The sequence below is a fragment of the Paragemmobacter kunshanensis genome, from assembly GCF_011059185.1.
GTDB lineage: Bacteria > Pseudomonadota > Alphaproteobacteria > Rhodobacterales > Rhodobacteraceae > Paragemmobacter > Paragemmobacter kunshanensis.
Genome location: NZ_JAALFE010000001.1, coordinates 339,633 through 354,174 on the forward strand (window position 1 = coordinate 339,633; position 14,542 = coordinate 354,174).

General features: G+C 66.7%; 12 protein-coding genes and 1 tRNA gene. 2 read left to right on the forward strand and 11 right to left on the reverse strand.

The genetic code is table 11. The features are described 5' to 3' along the window. Positions 1-61: 61 nt before the first annotated feature. Together G5V65_RS01805 and G5V65_RS01810 are read left to right on the forward strand one after the other, a co-directional pair. Positions 62-137: transfer RNA gene (locus G5V65_RS01805), tRNA-Arg, on the forward strand. Positions 138-233: 96 nt separating this feature from the next. Next, a complete protein-coding gene (locus G5V65_RS01810) occupies positions 234-614 on the forward strand; it encodes a group II truncated hemoglobin (RefSeq protein ID WP_165046701.1) in 381 nt (126 codons plus the stop codon). Positions 615-636: 22 nt separating this feature from the next. Here the strand turns inward: G5V65_RS01810 and G5V65_RS01815 are convergent, their stop codons facing one another. The 11 genes from G5V65_RS01815 to G5V65_RS01865 form a co-directional block, all read right to left on the reverse strand. Beyond that, entirely contained in the window at positions 637-834 is a 198-nt protein-coding gene (locus G5V65_RS01815) for a hypothetical protein (protein ID WP_165046702.1), read from the reverse strand. Between the two features lie 247 nt (positions 835-1,081). Beyond that, positions 1,082-3,532, reverse strand: coding sequence for a DNA topoisomerase (ATP-hydrolyzing) subunit B (gene gyrB, locus G5V65_RS01820; RefSeq protein ID WP_165046703.1), 2,451 nt, complete (start codon positions 3,530-3,532; stop codon positions 1,082-1,084). A gap of 81 nt (positions 3,533-3,613) precedes the next feature. Then, a complete protein-coding gene (locus G5V65_RS01825; protein ID WP_165046704.1) occupies positions 3,614-4,234 on the reverse strand; it encodes a LysE family translocator in 621 nt (206 codons plus the stop codon). Further along, entirely contained in the window at positions 4,231-4,665 is a 435-nt protein-coding gene (locus G5V65_RS01830; RefSeq protein ID WP_165046705.1) for a VOC family protein, read from the reverse strand. The genes G5V65_RS01825 and G5V65_RS01830 overlap by 4 nt, the downstream gene beginning before the upstream one ends. Next, complete coding sequence (gene recF / locus G5V65_RS01835) at positions 4,662-5,750, reverse strand: DNA replication/repair protein RecF (protein WP_165046706.1); 1,089 nt, start codon at positions 5,748-5,750, stop codon at positions 4,662-4,664. Before recF ends, G5V65_RS01830 begins: the two co-directional genes overlap by 4 nt. A 139-nt stretch (positions 5,751-5,889) precedes the next feature. Next, a complete protein-coding gene (dnaN, locus tag G5V65_RS01840; protein WP_165046707.1) occupies positions 5,890-7,008 on the reverse strand; it encodes a DNA polymerase III subunit beta in 1,119 nt (372 codons plus the stop codon). 171 nt (positions 7,009-7,179) lie between these two features. Continuing rightward, on the reverse strand, positions 7,180-9,234 hold the full coding sequence (locus G5V65_RS01845; RefSeq protein WP_165046708.1) for a TonB-dependent receptor domain-containing protein: 2,055 nt from the start codon (positions 9,232-9,234) through the stop codon (positions 7,180-7,182). Between the two features lie 48 nt (positions 9,235-9,282). Beyond that, on the reverse strand, positions 9,283-9,690 hold the full coding sequence (locus G5V65_RS01850; protein ID WP_165046709.1) for a hypothetical protein: 408 nt from the start codon (positions 9,688-9,690) through the stop codon (positions 9,283-9,285). A gap of 67 nt (positions 9,691-9,757) precedes the next feature. After that, positions 9,758-10,933, reverse strand: a complete 1,176-nt coding sequence (locus tag G5V65_RS01855; RefSeq protein ID WP_165046710.1) for an HlyD family efflux transporter periplasmic adaptor subunit — start codon at positions 10,931-10,933, stop codon at positions 9,758-9,760. Continuing rightward, positions 10,930-13,185: an ATP-binding cassette domain-containing protein gene (locus G5V65_RS01860; RefSeq protein ID WP_343162807.1), complete on the reverse strand. Its 2,256-nt coding sequence runs from the start codon at positions 13,183-13,185 to the stop codon at positions 10,930-10,932. Before G5V65_RS01860 ends, G5V65_RS01855 begins: the two co-directional genes overlap by 4 nt. Further along, positions 13,182-14,540: a TolC family protein gene (locus G5V65_RS01865; RefSeq protein WP_165046711.1), complete on the reverse strand. Its 1,359-nt coding sequence runs from the start codon at positions 14,538-14,540 to the stop codon at positions 13,182-13,184. The genes G5V65_RS01860 and G5V65_RS01865 overlap by 4 nt, the downstream gene beginning before the upstream one ends. Between the last annotated feature and the right edge of the window lie 2 nt (positions 14,541-14,542).

Genomic DNA, 14,542 nt, shown 5'->3' on the forward strand with positions numbered 1-14,542 from the left:
CCTTTCCTGACATCCCGCATGGTTGCGCGCCTTCGCGTTTTCGCGCATCAAGGCGGCGGTTGGTCCCGTAGCTCAACGGATAGAGCGTCCCCCTCCTAAGGGGAAGGTTGCAGGTTCAAGTCCTGCCGGGATCGCCAGTTTTCCCAAGGTCGGAAATGTGGGGGCTGTGGGCGGGTGTCGCATTGCGGCGGCGGTTGCGGCGGCGTCTGATGGGGGCAGCGATGGAGGCCCCCATGACGACCGTGGTGGAAGAGATCGGCGGAGAGCCGGTCGTGCGTGCGCTGGTGGAGCGGTTTTACGACATCATCGAGACGGCACCCGAAGGGGCGCGGATCCTGGATCTGCATTTCCAGGGGCATGGGCTGGCGCATGTGCGGGTGGAGCAGTTCGATTTCCTCTGCGGGTTCTTTGGCGGGCGGCGGTATTATGCGGAACGCCACGGGCATATGAACCTGCGCGAATTGCATGCCCATGTACCGATCCGGTTGCGGGACGCGGAGGATTGGCTGGGCTGCATGAGCCGCGCGCTGGATGATGTGGGGATCCACGGGCCAGCGCGGGCCCGGATCGACACGGCCTTTGACCGTGCCGCCCGGATGTTGGTGAACAGTTAAGCATTTCGCTCGAAGAAAACTGCTAAGCGAGACGCGGATCGGAGAGTGCTTCCGGGAAACGCTTGCCTTTGATGACCTCGTTTACGCGTCCGGGATTGACGTCAAACGACGCTGCAATGCGATTCTGGAATTCGCCTGCCCGATGCCGCAGGTGAATATTGATCGCATCTTCATAGCTGAGTTTGTTGCTCGGCTGCCGGTTACTTTTGGTGTTCCGCATTCGGTAGACTCCGTTGTGGAGTTACCCGACTTGACGCGCGAATCCGTGCATGCAACATCCACGGTGTGTACTCACACGACCATCGGGCAACGATGGTTACGATAGGGCGCAGAGCTGCAACTCTGCGCCCTATCCATTTTCATACAATTCGATCCGATTCGCAAGATATACACAACATGTAGCGCGTTCCGCTACTCTGCCGTTCCGGTTCTGGAATTTCAGCTGAAAACGCTACATATTGTGTCAATCAGAAATCCAGGTTTTCGACGTTCAGCGCGTTCTGCTGGATGAATTCGCGGCGGGGTTCCACCACATCGCCCATCAGCTTGGTGAAGATGTCGTCGGCTTCGGCCAGATCGTCGACCTTGACCTGCAACAGCGTCCGCGCGTCGGGATCGAGCGTGGTTTCCCAGAGCTGTTCGGGGTTCATCTCGCCCAGACCCTTGTAGCGTTGCAGGGAGAGGCCCTTTTCGCCTTCGGCAAGGATGGATTTGAGCAGGTCGGTGGGGCCGTAGACCATCTGTTCGCGGTCCTTGCGGACAAGGCGCGCGGGGTCGCGGTAGTATTCGCGCTGGTTGGCGGCGACGGAGGAGAGTTTGCGCGCCTCGCCCGAGCGGAGGACCGCGCCGTCGAGGGTGCGGAGTTCCTCGACCCCGCGCAGGACGCGGGACAGGCGGATGCCATGGTCCTGGGTGATGCGGCCCGTCCAGCCCTTTTCGTATTCGGCGGCGACGAGGTCGAGCCGGCGCGCGACCTGATCGGCCACGGCCTGAAGATCGGCATCGGCGCGGCCGGGGTCGAAGGCGCCTGCGATGGCGGCCTGTTCGAGGATGTTCTTGGGGTAATGCGTCGGGAAGGCATCCAGCACGCGGCGGAAGCTGCGCGCCCCTTCGATGACGCGGGCGAGGTCGGCCCCGGCGATTTCCTGACCGTCGTTCAGGCGCAGGACGGCCCCTTCGATGCCCATTTCGACGAGGTAATCCTCAAGCGCGGCCTGATCCTTGAGATAGACCTCGGATTTCCCGCGCGAGACTTTGTAGAGCGGGGGTTGAGCGATGTAGAGATAGCCGCCTTCGATCAGTTCCGGCATCTGGCGGAAGAAGAAGGTGAGAAGCAGCGTGCGGATATGCGCGCCGTCGACATCGGCATCGGTCATGATGACGATCTTGTGGTAGCGCAGTTTCTTGATGTCGAATTCATCGCGCCCGATGCCGGTGCCCATGGCGGTGATGAGCGTGCCGATTTCCTGGCTGGACAGCATCCTGTCAAAGCGGGCGCGTTCGACGTTCAGGATCTTGCCGCGCAGGGGAAGGACAGCCTGGTTCGCGCGCGAGCGGCCCTGTTTGGCGGAGCCACCTGCCGAGTCCCCTTCCACAAGGAAAAGCTCGGACTTGGCGGGATCGCGTTCCTGACAATCGGCCAGTTTGCCGGGCAGCGAGGCCACATCCAGCGCGGTTTTCCGGCGGGTGAGTTCGCGCGCCTTGCGCGCGGCTTCGCGGGCGAGTGCTGCTTCGATGATCTTGCCGACGATGATCTTGGCGGGGCCGGGGTTTTCTTCGAACCATTCGGCCAGCTTTTCGTTCACCAGGTTTTCCACCGCGGGGCGGACTTCGGAGGATACCAGCTTGTCCTTGGTCTGGCTGGAGAATTTCGGATCGGGGACCTTGACCGACAGCACGCAGGTCAGCCCTTCGCGGGCGTCATCGCCGGTGAAATCGACCTTTTCCTTTTTCGCGATCCCCGACGACTGCGCATAGGCGTTGATCGTGCGGGTCAGCGCGCCGCGGAAGCCCGCGAGGTGGGTGCCGCCGTCGCGCTGGGGGATGTTGTTGGTGAAGGGAAGGACGGTTTCGTGGTAGGTGTCGTTCCACCACATGGCGATTTCCACGCCGATGCCGTTCTTTTCGCCCAGCATGTAGATGGGTTCGGCCATGACGGAAGTCTTTGAGCGATCGAGGTATTTGACGAATTCCTTGACGCCGCCTTCGTAGAACAGCTCGGTATGCAGCGGTTCGGCAGGGCGTTCGTCTTCGATGATGATGCGGACCCCGGAATTGAGGAAGGCCAGTTCCCGCAGGCGGGTTTCCAGCGTCTTGAAGCTGTATTCAAGGTTGGAGAAGGTGCCGTCCGGCGTGTTGGTCTTGGCCGAGGCGAGGAAGCGGACCTCTGTCCCGCGCTGGCCGGGGGCGGGGCCGACCGGATAGACGTGGGTGACGCATTCGCCATGTTCGAAGCGGGCGCGATATTCCGTGTCGTTGCGCCAGACCGTCAGTTCCAGCCATTCCGACAGGGCGTTGACGACCGAGACGCCCACGCCATGCAGGCCGCCCGACACCTTGTAGGCGTTGCCGCTGTCATCGGTGTTGTTGAATTTGCCGCCCGCATGCAGCTGGGTCATGATGACTTCGGCGGCGGAAACGCCCTCTTCGGGGTGGATGTCGACGGGGATGCCGCGGCCGTTGTCGCGGACGGAAACGCTGGAATCGGCGTGGATCTTCACGGTGACGGCGGTGGCGTGACCTGCCAATGCCTCGTCAATGCCGTTGTCCACGACCTCATAGACCATGTGGTGCAGGCCCGACCCATCGTCGGTGTCGCCGATATACATGCCGGGGCGTTTGCGAACTGCCTCCAACCCCTTGAGAACCTTGATGGAATCGGCGCCGTATTCGGCGGGTTTCTTCGCGGCTTCGGCCATAGGTCGGGCATCCCTTGAATTGCCCGCGATTTATAGCGGGGCGGGTGGGGAATGTCACGCCTTGGACACAAGATATTGCGGTCAGGTGAAGGGGATGACGAGGCCGACAAGGATGAGGAGGACGCCTGAACCGATGTTCAGCCGACGGACGGCGGCGGGGCTGGAGAGGAGGCGGCGCGCGCGGTCGAGGAACCAGGCGAGGCCGAGGTTGCCGAGCATCGGGACGAAGGCCGAGATGCAGATGATGGCGATGATGTCGGGGGTCGTGAGAGAGCCGAGATCGAAGAAGCCCGGCAGCGCGCCCATGTAGAAGAGGATCGCCTTGGGGTTGCCGATGACGGCGGCGACGCCGACGGAAAAGCCCGCCCAGAGGCCGGGTTTCGTGAGGCGGCTATCGGCGTTCAAGGTGGCGGCCGGTTTGCGGATGAGCATGACGCCCATGAAGATAAAGATGACCGAGGCGACCCAGCGAAGGACCGTCAGGTAATCGCCATAGACGCTGTGAACCCAGGACAGGCCGAGGATCGCCATGAGCGGCCAGACCAGATCGCCCAAGGCAACGCCAACGGCAAGCGGCCATGCGCCCGCCATGCCGCCTGACAGGGCGCGGGCGGTGAGCGCCACCCAGACGGGGCCGGGAACGGCCCAGAGTGCGGCCATGCCGCCTGCATAGAGGAGGAGCTGGTAGGCGGTGACAGTCATTTCGGATCCAGAAGGGTGAGGGAGCCGTCGGGTGCGAGTGGCCAGAAGGGATTCATCGCGACTTCCCAGACATGGCCATCAAGGTCGGCCCAATAGCCGGAATAGCCGCCCCAGAAGACCTTTTCCGGGGGTTTGAGGGCGGTGGCGCCCGCGGCGATTGCCGCAGCGAAGGCGGTGTCCACCTCTGCCTCGGTCGCGAAGTTCTGGGCCAGGGTGACGGCGCCGGTGCCGAGGGGGGCATCGGGGCGGCCCTGGTCCTTGGCGAGGTCGGACAGGCCGAAGAGGGCAAGGGCCATGCCGTGGAGTTGGTAGAAGGCCACGCCCGGCTGGCTTTCGCCGTGTTCCTGCCAGCCGAGGCGGGCATAGAAGGCGCGGGCGGCGGGCAGGTCGCGCGCGCCGAGGGTGATGAGGGTGATGCGCTGGGGTGTCATGTTTCGCTGACCTTTGACATGCCGCCCTCTTCGACGACGGCGAAGCTTTGCGCCCTGTTTCCCAGACTGTCAAACAGGCCGGGTTCGGTGCCTGTCATCAGGGCCTGCGCGCCAAGGGCGCAGATCTCGTCATAAAGCGCGGCGCGGCGGTGCTGATCGAGATGGGCGGCGACTTCGTCGAGCAGGAGGATGGGGGGCGTGCCGAGATCGGCGGCCAGCGCACGGGCATTGGCGAGGATGAGGGAGATCAGCAGCGCCTTCTGTTCGCCGGTGGAGCATTGATCGGCGGGCACGCCCTTTGTGGCGTAGCGGGCGGCGAGATCGGCGCGGTGCGGGCCAAGAAGCGTGCGGCCTGCGGCCATGTCGCGGCGGCGGTTCGCGGCAAGCGCGGGGGCGAGGTCTTCGGGGATGTCTTCGCCTTCGGGGCCGATCAGCGCCAGTTCGGCGGCGGGAAAGGCGGTTTCCGCGCCCTGTTGCGCGGCAGCGATGCGGGAGAGGGCGTGGTGGCGGTTGGCGGTGATGCGGGTGGCTGCATCGGCCATCTGCGATTCCAGCGCGACATACCAATGCGCATCGCTGACCATGTCCTTGAGCAGGCGGTTCCGGTCGCGCATGGCCTTTTCATAGGCCAGCACCGCATCGGCATGGTCGGGCGCGAAGGACAGGGTCATGCGGTCGAGGAAGCGGCGGCGGCCTTCGGCGGATTCGATCCAGAGCCTGTCCATGGCGGGGACAAGCCAGAGGATGCGCAGGATGCGGCCCAGCGCCGCCTGCGGGGCGGGCTTGCCGTCGATCCTGACCTGACGGGAGTCGGCGCCTTCGGCGAAGGTTTCCAGCTCGTGCAGGGGGGCGGCGGTTTCGGCGCGGATCTTCCAACCGATGGCATCGGGCCTGCGGGCCAGTTCATCCGCGCTGGCCCGGCGCAGGCCGCGACCGGGGGACAGCAGGGAGACGGCCTCGATGATGTTGGTCTTGCCCGCGCCATTGGGGCCGGAAATGGCCACGGGCCGCCCGTCCAGCGCCATCCGCGCGGCACGGTGGCTGCGGAAATGCGAGAGGGTGAGGGTGGCGATGGTCAGGCCCATGCGCCCGGATTAGCGGCAAGCGTCGGGACAAACAAGAAAGCCCCCGCCTTTGGCGAGGGCTTGTCTGCATCGGGCTTGCCCGATGGCCCCGAAGGGTCTTGAATTGGATGGTTTCCCAGAGCCAGAACCTCGGATCCGATCAAACCCGCATCGGCATGACGACATAGACAGCGCTGGTGTCGTTTCCTTCGCGCATGAGGGTGGGGTCGCCGGAGGAGTTGAACAGGAAGACGGCGTTTTCGCGGTCTACCTGGCTGGCGATTTCCAGCAGGTATTTGGCGTTGAAGCCGATTTCCAGGCGTTCATCGCCATAGGCCACGGCGAGTTCCTCTTCCGCGGCGCCGCTGTCGGGGGCGTTGACGGAGAGGATCAGGCGATCCTCGTCGAGCGAGAGTTTCACCGCGCGCGAGCGTTCGGAGGAGACGGTGGCGACGCGGTCCACGGCCTTGGCGAATTCGGAGGCGTCCACCTCGAGCCGGCGGGTGTTGCCGGTGGGGATGACGCGGGTGTAGTCGGGGAAGGTGCCGTCGATGACCTTGGATGTCAGGGTGATCGCCGGGGTGGCGAAGCGGACCTTGGTTTCCGACACGGACACGGCGATGGCGGCATCGTCATCATCCAGAAGCTTGCGCAATTCGCCAACCGTCTTGCGCGGGACGATGACGCCCGCCATGCCCTGCGCGCCTTCGGGAAGGGGCGCGTCGATCCGGGCGAGGCGGTGGCCATCGGTGGCCACGCAGCGCAGGACGGGGCCGTCTTCGCCGGTGGCGGTGTGCATGTAGACACCGTTGAGGTAATAGCGCGTCTCTTCGGTAGAGATGGCGAACTTTGCCTTGTCGAAGAGGCGGCGCAGCATGCCCGCGGGGGCGGAGAAATTGGTGGAATATTCCGAGGTCGCCATGACCGGGAAATCCTCGCGCGGGAGGGTGGCCAGGCTGAAGGTCGAGCGGCCGGCGGTGATCGTCAGGCGGCCTGCGCTGCCATCCTCGGCCAGGTTGACCAGCGCGCCATCGGGCAGCTTGCGGACGATTTCATGCAGCATCACGGCGGATACGGTGGTGGCCCCGGCGCGTTCCACCATGGCGGGGGCGCGGTCGACCACTTCGATATCCAGATCGGTGGCGCGGAAGCTGACCTGATTTCCATCCGCCTCGATCAGGACGTTGGCGAGGATCGGGATGGTGTTGCGGCGTTCCACGACGGATTGCGCCTGTGCCAGCGCCTTGAGCAGCGTGCCGCGTTCGATCGAGAGTTTCATGGTCACCATCCCCTTGGTCTTGCCCCGACATCGTGCATCATCCGGGGATGCAGAAAGTAGCCGTTTTCAGGCGGTTCACAAGCGGTTTGCCGCCATCCGGCGGTGCTTTTTGACACTCGGGCCGGGGCTGTGCAAGACGGGCGGCAACGTGCCGCCCGTCCCGGCGAGGGATCAGAACCGGGCTTCGACCTTGAGATAGAAGCTGCGGCCCGGTTCGGCGACGCGCGTCACCGATGTATCGAAGGTGTTGGACCGGCTGAGGTGGCGGGCATATTGCTTGTCGAAGACATTGTCGACGCCAGCGATCAGCACGGCCTTTTCGGAGAGGTCATAGCTGCCGAAGAGATCCAGCGTGGCATAGCCCGCCGTCGCCCCCGGATCGCGGGACGGGTCGATGCGGTTCTGGGATGAGGCGAAGTTCACCCGGCCGCCCGCCTGCCAGAGGCCCTGATCCCGGGCGAGCGAGAGGCTGCCCTGCAGGGGCGGGATCTGCGCGAGGGGGCGGTTGTCGCTGCGGTTGTCACCCCATGTCCAGGCCAGATCGCCGTTCACCACCCAGCCGTCACGGGCCCAGCTTCCCGACAGTTCCACCCCGGCGAGCAGGGCCGAGACGTTGCGATAGGTGCTGACGCCCGCGACGGAGAACTGATCGCGAAGGATGTAGTCATCGACCTTGTCCACCCAGGCGGTGGCGTTGAGCGCCCAGCTATTGCCTGTCGCCTCGACCCCCAGATCGAACTGGTTGTGCTGTTCGGGGGCGATGTCGGGATTGCCCACCCATTCGCTGCGGGCCATGGCGCGTTCCGTTGCATCGGCCGTGCGGGCCGAGGTGGACAGGCCCGCGAAGACCATCAGATCGGGGGTGATCCGCTGTTCGATCCGCGCGAGGGCGCCGAAATTGTCTTCGTGGCGGGCGGTATCGAAGGTGGTGCCGTAGCGCAGGGTATAGAGCGAATTCGGCGTGGGCGCCGGGGCACCGGCAAGGCCGCCCGCGAGCCCGGCGCTGGCGCGGACATGATCGTAGCGCAAGCCGAGTTTCAGCGTGGTGGACTGGGAGAGCGCGGTTTCGGTTTCCGCAAAGAGGCCGGTCTGGGCGATGGTGACATCGGGCCACATCACGAAGCGCGCCACGGCGGGATCGCTGGCGAGGATCTGGGGGATCAGGGGCGCGCCGCCGCCATAGGCGATGGCGCGCTTGTCATTCGCCTGGTGATCGAGGCCGATCTTCGCCGTGGTGGCACCGAAGGCGAGTTGCGCCTCGATCCGGCCGCCGGTTGTATCGGAGGTGCTGGGAACGCGCATCCGCATTCCGGCATTGGGGCGCAGGGTGAAGTTGTCCATGACGTGATCGACGGTGCTGGCATAGAGGCTGCCTTCGATCCGGGTCAGCGCGCCCATGTTCAGGTCGATCCCGCCGCGCAGGCGGTAGACATCGGTTTCGGAGAACGGGCTGTCCATGCCTGCGCCGGCGAAGAGGACATCTTCGGCAAGGTCGCGTTCGATATCGAAGGCAAGGTCGAGCCTGCCGTCATCATAGCCGAAGGTGAGGCCGGTGCTGCGCTGATCATAGGCGCTGCGTTCTTCGCGGCCAGCGCCATCGGTGTAGTTGTCGGCGCCCTTCACCTCGGCCGAGGCTTCGAGGAAGAATCCGCCGCCCAGATCATAGGCGAAGGTTCCGGCGGTTTCGTAGCCGTTTCCGTTGGAATTCGCCCCGGCGGCAAGGGTGCCGGTCCAGCGGCGGGCTTCGGCGAATTCGGGGGTGTCGCGTTCCAGCCGGACCGTGCCGCCGGTTCCGCCCGCCCCGTTGGTGACGCTGGCATAGCCGCGATCGACGATGATGCGGTCGGCGCGGAGGATGGAGAGCGTGGACGAGGGCGGATCCATCCGGTTGGGGCAGGCGCCATAGGTGAGCGAGCCGGAGTCGATCACCGTCAGCTGGTTGGCCTGCTGGCCCCGGATGACGAGATCGACGCCATGGCCGCCCATGCGGTTGAAATCGACGCCCGGCAGGGTGGAGATCAGCGCGCCGCCATCGGCCATGGGGGCGGCAAGGCTTTGTTGCGGGATCAGGGTGCTGCGGCTGGCGCGGTTGCGCAGAAGCTGGGCCTGGCGCTGGGCCTGGATCACGATGGGATCGAGGGCGGTGACGTCCTGGGCGGGAAGGATCTGGGCGACGCTGGCCAGCAGCGCGGCACATGCGCCGAGGCGCAGGGTTCGGGTTTTCATGGTGTTCACTGTCCGTCTTGATCTGTTGGCCCCGTTGGCGGGGCGGGTTCAGGCGATCAGGACAGGGATAGGGGGCGCGCGGATGGCATGGGCCGCGTCGCGTGCCCTATGGCCCGATACGATGACGACGGACGGGTGGACAACGGCCACACCCCGGAAAAGGGGGCGTTGCAGCGGCGCGAATTCGGCGGTGGTCTGCGCCGCGCCCATGACGCAGAGCGGGCAATCGGCATTGGCGATGCTGCCCTTGCCTTCGACGACCGTCCCATCGGCGATGCGGATGACGACGGATTTCGGCCCGGTGCCATCGGCGCAGAGCGTGAGGCGCATTTCGCCGGGGGCGACCGGTGCCTCATGCGGGAAGGTCGCCAGCGCCACCTGCACGGCCAGAAGCAGTGCAAGGGCGGACAGGACGATGGCCCGGAGGCGGGCCATGATCAGGCGGGGCGCAGTCATGCGGGAGGGATGGCAAACATATATACAGAACGCAATATGTTTGTCGGACCTGCGACAAGCTGGCCTGTCAGCGTTCGCGCAATGCCTCGGACCCGCGCCAGAGCGGTTTGGTGAGATAGCTGAGGATGGTCTTGCCGCCGGTCTGGAATTCCACCTCGGCCTGCATGCCGGGGCGGATGGAGAGGCCCTTCTGGCGATCGGTCAGTTCCGCCAGATCGACGCGCAGGGTGACGCGGTAATGGGGTTCGGCATCGCGGGTGCGTTCGTCGCGGAAGGTATCGGCGGAAACGAAGGTGACGGTGGCGGGCAGCGTGCCCCAGATCGTGTAATCATAGGCCGAAAGCTTGATCGTGGCCGGCTGGCCTTCGCGCAGGGTGGCGATATCGGCGGGTTTGACCTTGGCCTCGACAAAGAGGCCGCTGTCGAGCGGGATGATCTGCAGGATCTCTTCGCCCGGGCGGACGACGCCGCCGATGGTGGTGACGGCGATGCGGTTGACGATGCCGCGCATGGGTGCGGTGAGGGTGGTGCGCGACAGCTGATCCTGGCCGAGTTTCAGGCGCTGGCGCAGCGAGGCGAGTTCGGCCTGCGCCTTGGCGTAATCGTCGGCGCGGGAAAGATCGGTCTGGGTGATGATCTCGTCCAGGCGGGCGCGGGCATCGGCACGGGCCTTTTCGGCGCGGGTCCATTCGATTTCGGGGGCAAGGCCGCGATCTGCCATGCGGCGGATCATGCCTTCTTCCTCTTCCGCCTGAACGAGGATGGCGCGCGCGCCCTGCAGGCGGGCGTGCAGATCGGCGCGGCGGGCGGCCAGCAGCGCGCGTTCGGAGGCGACGATGTCAGGCACCCGGGCGGCCAGATCGGCGGGGGGGGTGAAATCCTCGGCCCCGGCAATCTCGGCCTCGAGCCGCAGGCGGCGGACATCCAGCGCTGCGATCTGATCGGTCAGGTCATCCACGGTGGATTGGTATTGCGTTCCGTGCAGGCGGGCGAGGATCTGGCCTGCCTCGACCGTGTCGCCTTCGGAGACGTTGAGTTCGGCAAGGATGCCGCCTTCGAGGTTCTGGATGATCTGGGGGCGTGAGGAGGGGATCACCTGCCCCGGCGCGCGGACGATTTCGGCGACCCAGGCGAAGGCGGCCCAGAGGAGGAAGACCAGAACCGTGGCCGCGATCAGGCGGACGGTGACGGAGGGCAGGCGCAGGCGGGATTCGAGCGGGGGGGTGAAGGTGGAGAGGGTCATCGCGCCCCCTGTGCCAGATGCGCCAGCACGGCATCGCGCGGGCCATCGACGGCAAGGCGGCCGTTCTGCAGGATCAGCGTGCGGGTGGTGAGTTGCAGGATCGGCACGCGATGGGTGGCGATGATGGCGGTGCGCCCGTGCAGCCAGTGCGACAGGCGCGAGACGAGGGTGGTTTCCAGCGTCTGGTCCAGCGCGGCGGTGGGTTCGTCGAGCAGCACGACGCGGGGATCCTGCAGCCAGAGCCGCGCCCAGCCCATGGATTGGCGCTGACCGACGGAGAGACCTTCGCCCATCTCGCGGATTTCCAGATCAAGGCCGTGGGGGTGGTTGCGGACAAAGGGGCCGAGGCCCGCGAAATCGAGCGCGGCGAGAAGGCGGTCATCGTCGCGTTCCAGATCGGACATCGAGAGATTGTCGCGCAGGCTGCCCGAGAAGAGGCGGACCTCTTGCCCGAGATAGCCGATATGGCGGCGCAGGTCGCGTGGGTGGATCTGGGCGATGTCGAGCCCGTCGAGCATGATGCGCCCGCCGCCGGGTTCGTAAAGGCCGGCAAGCAGCTTGAGCAGGGTCGACTTGCCCGAGCCGTTGGCCCCCAGGATGGCGGCATGCTGGCCGGCGGGGATGGCAAGGGCGGGGACATCGACCGAGGGGGCGGAATCGGGGCCGTAGCGGAAGGTGAGTTCGCGCAGGTCGAACTGGCCGGTGATGGTTTCGCGGCGGAGGTAGCGGCGGGCGGGATCTTCCTGCTGTTTCGACTGGGCGATCGCCTCGAGCCCGGTGAGGGCGGCCTTGACCTGCGTCCAGCGGGCAAGGATGCCCGCCAGTTGCGACAGCGGCGCGAGGGTGCGCGAGGTGAGCATGGAGACGGCGATGATCGTGCCGACGGTGAAGCTGCCCGAAAAGACCATGAAGGTGCCGATCAGGATGGTGGCGATATAGGTGGCCTGCTGCACGCCCTGCGCCCAGGAGGAGAGCAGGGTGGTGAGGTGGCGCTGGTCGGAGGCGCGCAGGGCGGAGAGGGCGACGAGTTCGCCCCAGAGGCGGCGGACGCGATCCTGGCCGCGCTGGGTGGTGAGGGTTTCGTGTTCGAAGACGGCTTCATACAGCAGTTTTGCCGCGCGGGTATTGGCCCCCTGGGTGGAGTTGGTCAGCGCGATGAGGCGGCGTTGCAGGAGCAGGCCGGGGGCGACCATGAGGATGCCGCCAAGGATCAGCACCCAGACGAGCGGGCCGCCGATCAGCGTGACAAGGGCGAGGAAGATCACGAGGAAGGGCAGGTCGGCCAGGGTGCCGATGGTGGAGGCGGTGAAGAATTCGCGCACCGAGCCGAAATCGCGCATGGCGGCGAAGACCTGGCTGGGCTGGCGTTCGCCGGGGGCGGCGCGCATGCCGAGAAGGCGGTGCATCAGGCGATCCTGAACGGCGAGTTCGATCTTGCGCCCTGTCGTATCCATCAGCGCGGCGCGGGCGATGCGCAGCGCGCCATCGAAGGCGATGGCCAGAAGCGCGCCCAGCGTCAGGACCCAGAGTGTCGGTTCCGACTGGTTGGGGATGACGCGGTCATAGATCTGCAGCGCATAGAGCGCGATGGCGGTGGCCAGGATATTGGCGGTGAGGGAGGCGGCGGCCACTTCGGCCATGGGGCGGCGATGGGTGCGGAATTCGGACCAGAACCAGTGCGGCGCGGCGGCGGGTTCGGCGTGGCGGGCCTCGACCTCGGCGAAGGGAAGGCGGGCGCGCAGCACCCAGCCGCTGTGATGGGGGGCGAAGTCGGCGAGGGGAACCTCGGCGCTGCGGTCGGGGGTGGTGGGATCGTAAAGGGTGAGGGTGTCGCTGTCGCGCGAGAGGATCAGGACGATCTGGCCGGTCTGCATTTCGGCCAGGGCGGGCAGCGCGCCAAGGGCGGGATCGTGATCGAGCGCGACGGAATAGCCCGCGCGGCGGAAGGCGGCGGAGAGGTGATCGAGACCGGGCCTGTCGGGCGCGCCGGTGAGGGTGAGCAGGTCAACGACATCCGACGTCAGCAGCCGCCCGCCCAGCCGGGCCGAGAGGATGGAGGCCAGTTCCGCCCGCGACCGCAGGCCCGCGGCGGGTTGCGGGGGCGTTGCCGGGGCGAAGGCATGGGAGGGGGCCGCAGGCGGGGGCGCGGGCTGCGGGACGGGGGCCATGGTCGGGGCCATGGTCGGAGATTGCGCCGCGCGGGCGGGATGCATGTCGAAGGAAATGACGCGCGGTGACTGCCGTTCCGTCACAGCCGCCCCCCAGCGACAAGCGCCCCGACATCGCGGGCGAGTTCCAGTTCGATCCGCGCGGCATCATAGGCCAATGCGACCTGATCGCGTTCCAGCCGGGCGGCGGCGGCTGTCTGCATGGTGAGATCGGTCAGGCTGCGGCGGCCAAGCCGGTATTGTTCGGCATAGAGATCGAGGTTTTCCAGAGTGCGGGCGAGGACGGTCTGCCCCTGTTCCTGCCGGGTGCGGAGCTGTTCGAGGCGGCCTTGCAGTTCGGTCCGGCGGCGGGCGGCCTGTTCTTCGGCCTCGGCCGTCTGGCGGCGGACGAGGTCAGGGATGGCTTCGGCAGAGCGCAGGATGGCGGGGCTGCCAAGTCCGAGGCGGACACCGCCGAGGCCAAGGCCGGGGGTGACGCCGTCTTCGGTGACGCGGGCATTGGCGGAAAGGCCGGGAAGGGCATCGGCGCGGGTGATGTCGGCCTCGGCCAGGTCGCGGGCGGCGATGGCCCTTGCGCGCAGGAGGGAGAGCGCCTCGGCCGCGGGCAGGGGGGGAAGCCTGTCGATGCCGGTCAGATCGGCCGCGCCCTGCCCGCCTGTGAGTTGTGCGAGATCGGCCAGGGCCTGGGTGCGGGTCTGCCGGTCGCTGGCGAGGGTGGCCTGCATTTCGGCAAGGGACTGGGCGATGATCTGTTCTTCGGTGCGATCCGAGAGGCCGCCCGCGATGCGCTGGGTGACGATGCTGTGGAATTCCGAAAGGCGCGCGGTGGCCCGGGTGGAGATGGCCTCTTGGGCGCGGGCCTGTTCGGCGGTGAGGTAGAGCGACAGGCCTTCGTGGATGCGGGCATTCCGCCCGGCGGCCAATGTCACGGCGGCGAGGTCGATCTCGGCGCGGGCGCGGGCGCGTTCGGCCTTGCGGCGGCCATTGTCGAGCAGGGGCTGGTCGATCACCAGATTGGCCGCCAGCCCGGCGAGACTGTCGAGCGTCAGCGTCGGGGTGAGGCTGGGCCAGGCGTTGCGGGCCACGGCATCGGCGCGCAGGCGGGCAAGGCCAAGCTCTGCCGCATCCGCGCCGGGATCGGCGGCGAGGATGGCATCGGCGAGGCGGGCCATGGTGCCGCCCTGGGGCAGGATGAAGGGCCGCGCGGCCAGATCGGCAATCAGCGGAGAGGCGGTGCCGCCTTCGGGGGCGAGACGCTGGATCGCGGCGGGATCGGACGGGGCTTGCCCCCTGCCGATGGCCAGCATCGAGGGCGGCTGCAACCCGCCCTGACAGCCCGAAAGCAGCACCGCCGCGGCCAGAAGCGCCCCGGAAACGGCACGGGGGAAGGGGAGCGGTGCCGCTCTGGCCGATGGGAAGGGGCGGCGCGGGGGGATCATGG